The organism is Pseudanabaena biceps PCC 7429, assembly GCF_000332215.1.
Classification (GTDB): Bacteria; Cyanobacteriota; Cyanobacteriia; order Pseudanabaenales; family Pseudanabaenaceae; genus Pseudanabaena; species Pseudanabaena biceps.
In genome coordinates, this window is record NZ_ALWB01000195.1 from 1 (window position 1) to 11,578 (window position 11,578).

Annotated in this window: 11 protein-coding genes and 1 riboswitch; of the genes, 5 read left to right on the forward strand and 6 right to left on the reverse strand. The window is 42.5% G+C overall.

Annotated features, from left to right (window positions below):
* Positions 1-285: 285 nt before the first annotated feature.
* Both PSE7429_RS17815 and deoC read right to left on the reverse strand, forming a co-directional pair.
* Positions 286-795 (reverse strand): hypothetical protein, encoded by a 510-nt coding sequence (locus PSE7429_RS17815; protein WP_009628706.1) that lies wholly within the window; start codon positions 793-795, stop codon positions 286-288.
* Between the two features lie 550 nt (positions 796-1,345).
* Entirely contained in the window at positions 1,346-2,002 is a 657-nt protein-coding gene (gene deoC / locus PSE7429_RS17820; protein ID WP_009628707.1) for a deoxyribose-phosphate aldolase, read from the reverse strand.
* A gap of 143 nt (positions 2,003-2,145) precedes the next feature.
* Between deoC and PSE7429_RS17825 the strand changes: the two genes are divergently transcribed.
* From PSE7429_RS17825 to PSE7429_RS23835, 4 genes are all read left to right on the forward strand, one after another.
* Positions 2,146-3,177: a DUF2325 domain-containing protein gene (locus tag PSE7429_RS17825; protein WP_009628708.1), complete on the forward strand. Its 1,032-nt coding sequence runs from the start codon at positions 2,146-2,148 to the stop codon at positions 3,175-3,177.
* A 114-nt stretch (positions 3,178-3,291) separates the two neighbouring features.
* Entirely contained in the window at positions 3,292-3,576 is a 285-nt protein-coding gene (locus PSE7429_RS17830) for a TIGR03643 family protein (RefSeq protein WP_009628709.1), read from the forward strand.
* Positions 3,577-3,707: 131 nt separating this feature from the next.
* Positions 3,708-4,127 carry a hypothetical protein gene (locus PSE7429_RS17835; RefSeq protein WP_009628710.1) on the forward strand — a complete coding sequence of 140 codons (420 nt, stop codon included), beginning with the start codon at positions 3,708-3,710 and terminating at the stop codon, positions 4,125-4,127.
* A gap of 126 nt (positions 4,128-4,253) precedes the next feature.
* On the forward strand, positions 4,254-7,148 hold the full coding sequence (locus PSE7429_RS23835; RefSeq protein ID WP_009628711.1) for a CHAT domain-containing protein: 2,895 nt from the start codon (positions 4,254-4,256) through the stop codon (positions 7,146-7,148).
* Between the two features lie 222 nt (positions 7,149-7,370).
* Here PSE7429_RS23835 and PSE7429_RS17845 read toward each other — a convergent pair whose 3' ends face one another.
* The 4 genes from PSE7429_RS17845 to PSE7429_RS17860 all read right to left on the reverse strand — a co-directional run bounded on the left by PSE7429_RS17845 (position 7,371) and on the right by PSE7429_RS17860 (position 10,573).
* Positions 7,371-8,441 (reverse strand): response regulator, encoded by a 1,071-nt coding sequence (locus PSE7429_RS17845; protein WP_009628712.1) that lies wholly within the window; start codon positions 8,439-8,441, stop codon positions 7,371-7,373.
* 573 nt (positions 8,442-9,014) lie between these two features.
* The gene (locus tag PSE7429_RS17850; protein WP_009628713.1) at positions 9,015-9,407 is read right to left on the reverse strand and encodes a DUF1636 domain-containing protein; all 393 of its coding nucleotides are present in this window, start codon (positions 9,405-9,407) and stop codon (positions 9,015-9,017) included.
* Positions 9,408-9,440: 33 nt separating this feature from the next.
* Positions 9,441-9,688: riboswitch (cobalamin riboswitch) on the reverse strand.
* Positions 9,689-9,844: 156 nt separating this feature from the next.
* The gene (locus tag PSE7429_RS17855) at positions 9,845-10,123 is read right to left on the reverse strand and encodes a DUF2973 domain-containing protein (protein ID WP_009628714.1); all 279 of its coding nucleotides are present in this window, start codon (positions 10,121-10,123) and stop codon (positions 9,845-9,847) included.
* 132 nt (positions 10,124-10,255) lie between these two features.
* A complete protein-coding gene (locus PSE7429_RS17860) occupies positions 10,256-10,573 on the reverse strand; it encodes a DUF2605 domain-containing protein (protein ID WP_009628715.1) in 318 nt (105 codons plus the stop codon).
* Positions 10,574-10,684: 111 nt separating this feature from the next.
* Here PSE7429_RS17860 and mazG point away from each other — a divergent pair, with 111 nt between their 5' ends.
* Positions 10,685-11,494 carry a nucleoside triphosphate pyrophosphohydrolase gene (gene mazG, locus PSE7429_RS17865; RefSeq protein WP_009628716.1) on the forward strand — a complete coding sequence of 270 codons (810 nt, stop codon included), beginning with the start codon at positions 10,685-10,687 and terminating at the stop codon, positions 11,492-11,494.
* Positions 11,495-11,578 lie beyond the last annotated feature (84 nt).

The following is an 11,578-nucleotide window of genomic DNA, read 5'->3' on the forward strand; positions in this document are numbered from 1 at the left end:
CTCAACGGTAGATATTTCAAGAAAGAAAGATGCCGTTAAACAAGCCTTACTTTTTGAAAGAGATAGACAAGGAATTGTATATAGATTTGCTAAAAACTATCCTCTAGCATGGAACATTTATAGCTCTTGGCGTTACAAAAAGGTAATTTCAGTCGCTAATTTTGTATAAGTAACGTCAGTTCGGGATAATTTGAAACGGGCTTTGAGAAAGGGTTTGCGTAGCAAACCCTTTCTCAAAGCCCGTTTCAAATTATCCTGAATTCACATTGCTGAATTCACATTGTCTTAAGGTTGCAATACCATACTCCATTCTTTGTTTTGATTGTCCCAAAAGGGAGCATCTGTTTCACCGACTATGTTTGGTCCCCAATAGGTGCGGGAACCATCCGTAGCAAAGGCAAAAATTACGTCACCTTTACCGATCGCAATTTTGTAATTTGGTAAGGATAGCAATAAGCCCTCTTTACCACCTTCATTGGGTGCAAAGTCCCAATTCAGGGGCTCGATTGCTTGCCATACATTCTGAGAGGTAACTCGCGAGAATAGGACAATCCGCACTGATCGCTCCGTACGATTGCCAACACGAAGACTACCAATATTTTCGCCATCATTGAGACTAGGACGAGTAAAGGTAGCTGGTAAGGGAGGAACAATTAATTTTGTCGCTTCATTGTTTTCGGGAATATCGCGGGCGGGGGGGACATTAAAACGCTGCCAGAGGGAAACACCTGTCAAGGCGATTAGCATTCCCAGAGCCATCGAGTAAGCATATTTGACATCAAGAGTTGGTATCACAGCTTAGATTTTGATGTTTATATTTTTATTTTAAGTGTCTTGATTTACGAATCAAGAATTTACACGCAAATTGTTTAGGATTGACAGACAAATAGGGCAGAGTAAATGTATGGCTGAGTAGCTGGGCATAATTAAAAGCCAGAGTCAAAACCTGTAGCGCGCAAGGTGCTTACTCTACAGACTTTAGAGTTTTATATTTAATCGTGCCTAGCTACGTATAGCCAATTTGATGCCATTACCAAGGAAATTGTTTCTGAAAACCCCTTAATTTTCTCAATTAATTTGGTAAGTAAGTAGCTAGGCATAAGTAAACTTAAAACCTAGAAGAGCATACCGCCCGCTACGCGGGCGGTATGCTCTCTGGTTTTGTTTTTTAATTATGCCGAACTACGTAATACCAAAGCTAAAAATGGCTACGCCATTTTTAGCTTTGGTATTACTCCCCTCCTACTAAAGAAATAAACATATAAAAACAAGAAATAGGGGTGTGGGGCTTTGCCCCACACCCCTATTTCTTAAATGAGAAGAGAGTATTTGAATTAATTTTGAATTAATTTTTTGTATGGGCGATCGCCACGGCATGGGATGTACCGATACGTGTTGCGCCTGCATCAATCAGGGCGATCGCCTGCTCTCTAGTACGAATCCCCCCTGAAGCTTTAATACCAACTTTATCCCGCGAGATTTCTTTAAGAAATTTCACCATTTCCACAGTGGCAGCTCCCGCCCAGCCCGTGCCAGTTTTCAAAAAGGCAACGCCAGCATCCATGCATACTTCAGCGGCGAGTTCTCGCTCATCATCAGTTAACAAGCTTAACTCTAAAATTGCTTTGACGGGTTTGCCCGTCTCCTCACAAATTTGCGCAATATCTTGATGCAATAAATTAGTCTGTCCCGTTTTTAGCCATCCAAAGTTAATTACCACATCTAATTCCGTTGCCCCATTTTCTACCGCTTCCATTGCTTCATAAAGCTTAACGTTTGATGTGGTCGCACCGCTAGGAAAACCAATCACCGTGCAAATTTCCACCTTAGTTTTGAGAAGTCGCTCTGTCGTACGTTTAACATTACAGGGATATACACATACGCTAGCAAATCCTAGGCGATCCGCTTCTTCACATACGCGATCAACCTGTTCATGACTAGCGGATGGATCTAGAAGGGCGTAATCGATATAGGCGGCAGGATTGATGTCAGTTTGAAGCATAAAACAATACACACTTAGGCGAGTGAGAGGTTACATTGGAGATTAGTGACGATAACTTCTTATAATTACTTATTCACGTCACTTCTCACGACTTAATTCTCGACTTATTAAAATCAAGCAAATATAGGCAAATATAAGTAAATATGCATATTTCCGAATTAGATGAACTGGAAGCATCGGTTAGCGATTTGCTCACCATGGCAAAAGTAGAATTAGAACAAAATCGCCTACAGCAACAGCGCGATCGCCAAATTCAAGAAGCAGTAGCCCAAATTGAAGCAAGATTAAAACCACTGTTGGCAAAGGTCGAACAAATGCTGCAAGAATATTGCCGCGAGGGTGGTCACCAAGACAGTGAGACTAAGCAAAGGCTAGAGAAAAAAGCTGCCGATATCCGACAGGAAATCGCCGAGGCTCCAATCCTAGCCGCTCAGATCGCCGATCGCCAATTGATCCTCAGTGAAGAAAGACTACTAGATGAACGAATAACTGAACAAACGGCTCAATGGCGACAGGAATTAAAAGCAGATCTATTAGAGATGATCGAAGAACAACGCGATTTCTTTAGCGCTACCGACGCTTCGATCGCCGTTCGAGGATATGCCAATGACCTAAAAGCGATTGGTTGTCTCGAAGAAGTCGTCGAGGCGCTGATCAATCAAATAAATTCCCACAGTGAAGAAGGACCCGTCGCACGCCTTCGGGGCAGTCACGAACAAACCCTGACCTTTATTTATAACAAAGCTCTTGAAAATCGCTCCCGTGTAGATCGCGCCCCTGATGTACAGCCTAATGCCAGACATCGCAAATCAGAAAAACGTCCTGCTTTGTACACCGATCTCATTGGTAAGGTATTAGTCTTCGGAGGACATGATCGCTTACAAACAGCCGTTAAGAATCGGTTACGCGATTCGGCAATTAATTTAATGTGGTATACCGAGCAGGATGGCTTGCAACTTGCCGCGCAGGGTGAAAGCCAAATTGCAGGTGGAGATTTAATTATTATCGTGACAGGTTATGCCAGTCACTCCCTCACCGAACGAGCGATCGAAGCTTGTCGTCGGGCAAATAAAACCTATGAAATCGTAAATACAACGGGTATGACCAGACTACTCGAAGTAATCGAATCGGGACTAAAGGCGAAACAGTTAGCACGCCATTGGAAACAGGGATAAAAGTGAGGACACCAACCCAATAAAGAGTTGCGGCGCTTTGCGCCGCAACTCTTTATTGGGTTTGATGTCCTCACTTAAGTGAATATAGCTATAACAAAAATTTTAGATAACTTTATGGATACACAGAGGACAAAAGAAGCAATAACTGCCGCCGATCTCGATCGCATTGTGGAAATGGCATGGGAAGATCGCACCAGCTTTGATACGATTTACGACCAATTTGGCATTTCTGAATCTGAAGTGATTAAAATTATGCGTAAGTCAATGAAACGTTCCTCATTTCTGATGTGGCGAGAAAGGGTAAACGGTCGCAAAACTAAGCACGCAAAGACCTCTGAGGCGCAAAGATTTCGCTGTAGTCAACAAGACAAATTCAAGCCTAAAAGAGAAAGTCAGTGATACTAATCACAAAATGCCGTTAGAAATATCACAGTAACAAACCAAAATTTTATTTTTTTATTGTTATCATTCATATTACAAAGAAAATTTCAGTGGTTTAAGAAGGAACAATAAAAGTGCCAAAAAACTTGATGAGTCTGTCTGCGGTAGCTTTGTCTACTCTATTTCTAGCAACTGCTGGGGCAGCTAATGCTGAAGAGTGTGTAACGGGGGCTAGAGCAATGGTTTCATGGGCGACTCAAAGTAACATACCAACTTTGGCTCCTACCTATGGTGCGGCAACTATGGTAACTAGTGCAACAAAGAATGGTTACAGAGTTGACAATAATCCTGCAGGTTGTTCAGACAGTAAGCCTTGTTTATTAATATATCCAAAAACCTATGGTAATAGCATAAATACTACTTATGGTCATGTTGCTGTACTTTATTCTAAGACCTCAAATAACCGTTATAATATAGCTGATTCCAATGGTATCTGTGGTGGTGATAGGAAACGCTGCACAACATCGCCCAATTTTTCCAAAGCTTTAGTTATTCATCCTAAAAACTAGATTTATTGGAGAATATCAATTTGTTAGCCTTTTAAATATATTCTCAACAAGAAGCACTTCATGTCTAACTGCATGAAGTGCTTCTTGTTTTAGGCAAGTCTAGTTATAAATGAGAGGAAATTTGCTATGCGTTCAGTTAGTGATTTTTTTAGTTTCACAGTTGCTATAGCAATTATTGGTACACCAATAATTGCTATAGCAACTTTAGAACTTAGTGCGATCGCCCAAAGCTCTAATGAAGATTTACGGGTGCAAGAGATTACCGAGGCGGTGAATCTGAAACAATCGGGGCACTATCGCTTAGAGAAGGGCGATCCTGAAGGGGCAATTGCTGATCTCCAAAAGGCACTAGCCCTATTTCGGAAATGGAAATCCCCTTGGGGGGAGCGCGATACGCTCAATTTCTTTGGAGATGTCTATTTAAAAACAGGGCAATATGAGAAAGCAATGTCCTATTTTCAGCAAGCCCTCAAAATTGCTCAAGAGCTAGTCAAACTACCCGACAGCGATCCTGCGGATGTTGCCTATACCTTGCAATATATTGCTGAAACCTATGACAAGCAGAGAGACTATCCCCAAGCTTTATCCACCTATCAACAGGCTCTAAATATTTTTCGCGATCGCCTCCAAAAGAAACCCAGCGATCGCGATTCTTTGCGCACGAGTATCAGTTTAACGCTTTCTAGTATTGCTTCGCTTTATTTTCGGTCTTCGCAATACGATCTAGCTTTGGCTAGTTATCAGCAATTATTGCCAATCCTCGCGGAAATTCCCGACTACTATGGACGCGTCCAAACGTTGAATAATATTGGCGTGATCTATGCCAATAAGACCCAATATGCTGAAGCCCTCGAATCCTATAACCAAGCGTTAGACTTAGTGCGTTCTCCCTGCTGTGTTGTATATAAGGGGGACGAATCAGCGATTCTCAATAATATGAGCGCACTGTATTTTAGTCTCGGACAAAATAAACACGCTTTAGAATTAGCCGATCAATCCACCAAAATTTATTTCAAGTTATCCAATGAGAACTTTGCAGGCTTAAAAAAATCGGAAGTAGAATTTCTATACGATGTTTTAGGTGAGGAGAATAGCAACCCCAATCTCACCAGTCGAGGTTTATCCGTACGCGCCAATGTCGGGGATGCGGCGAGTAATGAAGTCACCGTTAATGCGGGCAAAGCCAATAATTTTAATAATCTCGCCCAGCTTTATAGCAATAGTGGCAAATATAAAGAAGCGATCGCTTTTTTCCAAAAAGCTAAAGCCATCTATCAAGACATCGGTAATGAGCTAGGGGTAGGTATTACCCTTGACAATATTGGGAGTACCTATTCACGGTTGGGGCAGGTCGAGCAGGCAATTACCTTTCACCAACAAGCTCTGACCATATATGAGAAGGTCAAGGATCGGACGGGAATTGGTGTAACTTCAAGCAATCTCGGACGAGCCTATGCCAATCTCAACAAACAAGCGGAAGCCCTCTCAGCCTATCAAAAGGCTCTAAATATTGCCCGAGAAGTTGGCGATCGCAGTACCGAAGCCGTCGTTCTTGCCAATATTGGGGATTTGCTAACCCAACGGAAACAAATAGAGCTAGCGATCGCTTTTCTCAAGCAATCGGTCAATGTGCGCGAAGCAATTAGACAATCGATCAGAATGTTGCCCCGTGAAGATCGCGCCGCATACAAACAAAGTGTTGCCTACACCTACCGCAACCTCGCCCAACTACTACTAAAGCAGGGACGTATTTACGAAGCGATCCAAATTCTCGATCTGCTAAAAGTGCAAGAACTTCAAGATTATCTGAGGGATGTTAAGGGTAACGAGCGCACGGCCGCGGGCATTACCCTCTTTGCCCCCGAGCAGGTGGCAATTAAAACTGATCTGCAATCGCTCATTGATGGTTCTCCACTAGTCGCCCAAATCCAGCAGGTCAGTGCCCAGCAAAGTGACAATCTTGCCACATCGCGATCGCTACTGATCGATGTCCAGAAATTTGGCGATCGAGCAGCTTTATTCTATCCATTACTTTTTGAAGATCGACTTTATTTAGTCCTGTTACCTGCAAAATCAGCACCGATTTTACGTTCTACTACGATCGCCCCTCAAGACTTTACCAAAATACTCCAAGATTTTCGCGCTGATTTGCAAGACCCTAGCTCTAACGATGTGAAGGATTCCTCTTCACGCCTTTATCAATATCTCATTAAACCGATCGAAGCCGATCTAAAGTCCGCTAAAGTCGAACTACTCCTTTATGCCCCCGATGGACAGATGCGGTATATCCCCCTTGCTGCTCTCTATGACGGTAAGCAATGGCTGATCGAGCGCTTTAGCTTTAACTACCTCACCGCCTCTGGTTTCATGAACGTACAGCCCATTAGCAAAGCCCCCCTCAAAGCGATCGCCGCCGCCTTTACCCAAGGCTCCATCAAATTTGAAGTGGGTAATGAGAAGTTTGCTTTTACGGGGCTACCTTTCGCCGCCAAAGAAATTGATAAAATTGCCGATACCTTTCCCAACACAACTAAATTAGTTGATGCTTCCTTTAGTCGCAATAATACCGTGGCTCAGTTTGGAGAATACGATCTGATCCATTTAGCGACCCATGCAGCCTTTGTCAGTGGATCACCTGAGGATTCCTTTGTATTAATGGGCAATGGCGATCGCCTAAATTTACGGGAATTACGGGAATGGAAACTACCCCATACCCAATTGATCGTTTTAAGTGCTTGCCAAACTGCCATTGGTGGATTAGTTGGGAGTGGCGAAGAAATTCTCGGATTTGGCTATCAGATTCAACGAACTGGAGCGCGAGCAGCGATCGCTTCGCTCTGGACTGTGAGCGATCGGGGAACACAGGTACTAATGGGAAATTTTTATAGCCAGTTACAACAGGGTAACAACATCATCAATTCTTTACGCCAAGCTCAACTCGGCTTATTACAAACCAAGGATAATGAATTACAGCATCCTTATTTTTGGTCAGCATTCATCTTGATCGGCAACGGCAATTAATACCAATTCACGAAAGTGTGACAACACTTTTGTGAATTAAACACCAAACCCAGTAAGATTTTGAGATTCCAAAAATGGCAACGCCATTTTTGGAATTGGTATAAGTTATGGCTAGCAAAACCCGAAAGGTTTGCTTAGGACATAAAACCGCAAAGATGGGTGGCGGCGCAAAGCGCCGCCACCCATCTTTGCGGTTTTATCCCAATTCACGAAATTGCCAAACTAGCGCTTGCAATATTTTTCGACAGTGGTCAGTAACTCTTTTTCCCCAAATGGTTTAGTTAGATATTCCGTAGCTCCAACCATCCGCGCTTTAACGCGATCAATAAATCCATCTTTTCCTGTCAGCATAATAATCGGCACTTTAGCAAAGGCACTGGACTTGCGGAGCATTCCACATAGCTCATAACCATCGATTTCTGGCATAGTGATATCGCACAAAATCAGATCGGGCTTGTGCTGAAAAATTAAACTCAAAGCTTTCGTAGGACTGGAAACCGCCATCACTTGAAAGCCATGATTGTGCAGAATATACTCCACCGCTCGGCAGATGGTCACACTATCATCAATACATAAAATACGTGGAGACTGAACTTTAACCTGTTGGGGCGCACTTAGAGCTAAGGGGTTAATCGTCACTTGTCCCAAGGCGATCGCATCATAGATCTGCTGTCCGATTTGGCTAATATCTTGCCCCGTATATCTGGTCAGTTGTCGGAGCGTCGTTTTGCCATCGATCCAAGCACTTAGATGGGGCAAAGCTTCGCGATCGAGCAGTATGGGGCATTGATCGAGAGACTGCAATACTGGATAAAACTTCTTCCATGTCTGAAGCTGTTGCGAATATTGCGAACTAATTTGCGAAAATTTAAATCTGGTTAGCCTTGGCGTAAGAGCCGTACTAATTTCAAAAACAAAAGTACCTTGGTAGAGTCCGATAATATCAAAAAGGACTTCGCGGATGGTTCCTTCGAGAATTGACTTAGTTTGGTCAGGGCTTAAGATATTAGCTTCTAGAAGTGCCCAAATTTGTCCATATTCTAAAACATTAATCCCCAGTTTCGAGCTAGACAACCGATCAAGCGCATGGTCTAAGCCTAAACCATGCAAATAATCTTGGAGTCGCGTCAAATTGCTATCTGTGTCGGTAGCATAGATCAATTCACCATTATCAAAAAATAAAAACCAGAATTTTCCAGTGCTGGATTCAATTAACAACTCACCAGTTCGTTGCCCACACTCGATCAGGTGGATAATAGTATGGATGTCAATTTCTCGGAGCGTGCCTTGCATGAGGTGTTACAAATTTGTTTTTTGAATTTCGGTTTTTGAATTTCGGTTTTTAAATTTCGGTTTTTAAATTTCGGTTTTTAAATTTTAGTTTTTGAATTTTAGCTCTATACAAAAAATCTATCGACATTATCGGAATTACAATCGCCCCTTGATTTTAAATCTTTTTAGAACAGTTTACGCTGAAATAAAACAGTAAAAGCCTCGCTTAGCGAGGCTTTTACTGTTTTATTTCAAATTTTTTAACAAAATTACAAGTTAAGCAAACCAAATTTGTTCTATGAATGTATAACTACAGTCACTTGACTTAGGACAAATCAAAAACCAAGAATTGATTGGCGGCGCGGAGCGCCGCCAATCAATTCTTGGTTTTTATGTCCTCATACAGCGACAGCTATATATTCCCAAAGCAAAATATGTAGCCACCAATCTTGTTAGGACAAAATCAAACCCCAAGAGAGGGTTGCCGCGCTCCGCGCGGCAACCCTCTCTTGGGGTTTATGTCCTGATAAATCTGACGGCAACTATATGAGAAAAATAGGGCTTAGACTTTGCTCAGTCAACAGCGCTTTGCGCTCAAACAGGTGGGATGCGGGCAATCACACCACTTTTTAAGGGCTCAGGACGCTCTTTCCATGCGAGACTGCCATCGGCGCGATCGCAATATATTTCTGCACAGGATAGAATCGCCGATATTGTTGTGGGCATATTTTCCGTATCAATGGGCAAATCCCCAAATAGATAGGAATATTTACCCTCGGAGACAAAAGTAACGACACAAGCATGGCTACAAGCGCTCATACATGACACGGCACGGATCTCAAACTGCGATCGCAATTTATCGCTCGCCCGCTCTTGATGCAATTGAGAAAGCTCTTTTAGTAGGGTTTCACCACCACTAATTCCTACCTTTTTGCCGTTTTGCCAAGTGCTGGCACAGGTAGTACAAACTAATAGACTATGATTCATCCGTACCTCGCAGATGATATGGGGATTATGAAAATTTACAGCAAACAGTCGGCGGGCATCCTGACTTATAAATTAGAGACAAATTAGAGGCAAATTAGAGAAACTTAATGACAATGCCATCAGCTAACCTCAAGCTCCAAAATATCTAAAATATTCTCAAAATATTCTCAAAATATTCTCTAAAATATTCACAGTTGCGGGACAGTGACGGGTTTGCACCGTACTTTCCCCCTTACGTCTCGTAGCTGCTACCTACGAAAACCGACCTGATCTATCCTATACCAAGTTAAGAAATGGCTACGCCATTTCTTAACTTGAAAACCCTTACTAAGTGGCTGGGTATAATTAAAACCCAGCATCAAAAGCTATAGCGCACGTTGCAAGTGCGTTATAGCTTTTTGGGTTAAGTATCGTTTACGCTTTGCTTTTTTAACTGCTTATTTTTCGCCACTAGGTGACGAATTGTAGAGAGCATCAAGTCTTGAGCGAGCATCATCGACATTAATGGACTTAATAACCATTAGTGGTTCGTCAATATATTTGCCATCCTTATCCCATAACTCAGGGTGTGCGTACTGAGGCGAAACGCGGCGGTTGCGATTATCTTGATAGCTGCGCGATTCATTTTGAGAAAGTGCAATCATGCTACGAATAAGATTGCTAATGGCAAAAATAGAGAGCACAGTAAAAGCGAGTATGTAAATAATTTGTACCATGTCTACTTTCCTGAAAAAATATATAAATTTAAGTGAAATAAGGAAGCCCTGATGGAAAAATAAGAAGACACCAGATTTAGATAGATACTGATAGAGGGCTAATCGGTGCAGGTAGAGATCGAAATTAAAATTTTAAATTACTTGATTACGATAGTAGCGCATCCCTACGGCTTGGCACTCCATTAACAGTTGATGCCAAGGTTTCATAGTTGTCATGTCTACACCCACTTGATGCCCTGTAGCCCGAAATAGTGAGACTGACACTGCAACCTCTTTGAGAGCATTTTCAACCCGTTCTAGCAAACTTTTTTGATCCTTTTCCGACAAAAAATCTATGCGTTCGTTGGATAGTAATTTCTGAGAACGGTCGAACCAATAGGTAAAATCTTCTAGTAAAGGCTCTAGAAGTTTTCTCAGCATCTCAGGATCGGGGCTAGCGGTATTACTCATTGGGCAGATCTCTGGCGACAAGATTGACGCTATGTATAGTTTGTTAAAAGCAATATTTTTATTGAAGTTATTATAGCATTTTGTTACTTTTCTTAACATTAAACAAATATTATGAGTTGCGATAATTCGGCAAACTTGATAGCCTTGCAACATTTGATCGATGTTGTGGCGAAACTGCGATCGCCCGATGGTGGATGTCCTTGGGATTTGGCGCAAACACCTGAAAGTCTGATCCCCTATGTGATCGAAGAAGCCTATGAGGTGGTAGATGCTATTCAAGGCGGAGATAGTCAAGCGATCGCGGAAGAGTTGGGTGATCTATTAATGCAGGTAGTTTTGCAATCTCAGATTGCCAGTGAAACTCATACTTTTACGCTTGCGGAAGTTACCGAAGGCATTGCCCAAAAATTAATTCGTCGCCATCCCCATGTCTTTGGTGATGTAAGAACGGAAAATATGGACGAAATCCATCAAAATTGGGAAAGAATCAAGGCGGAGGAGAAGGGTGAAAATCTAGCGGATACTCAGAAACTCATCTACAAACTCAAACGCTATGCGCGATCGCTGCCCCCTTTAACCGCAGGCATGAAAATCTCTCAGAAAGCCGCAGCGAATGGGTTTGAATGGGACAATGTGGAGGGGGTATGGGCAAAGTTTCACGAAGAGTTAGGGGAATTGCATCAAGCGATCGCCCATGAATCTAAGGAAAACCAACAGGCAGAACTGGGAGATTTATTATTTACCCTGATCAATGTCGCCCGTTGGTACGACCTCGATCCTGCCGCTGCTTTACAATCTACTAACCGTAAATTTATTCAGCGGCTAGAAACAATCGAACAGTTAAGCGATCGCCCCATCGAAAGTTTTACGACTGAGGAACTCGAGCAGTTCTGGCAAAAGGCTAAAGAAAAGCTTAAATAGCTAAAACCCAAAAGATGAGTGGCGGTGCTTCGCACCGCCACTCATCTTTTAGGAATTCAAAACCAAACCCAATAGAGAGTTGCG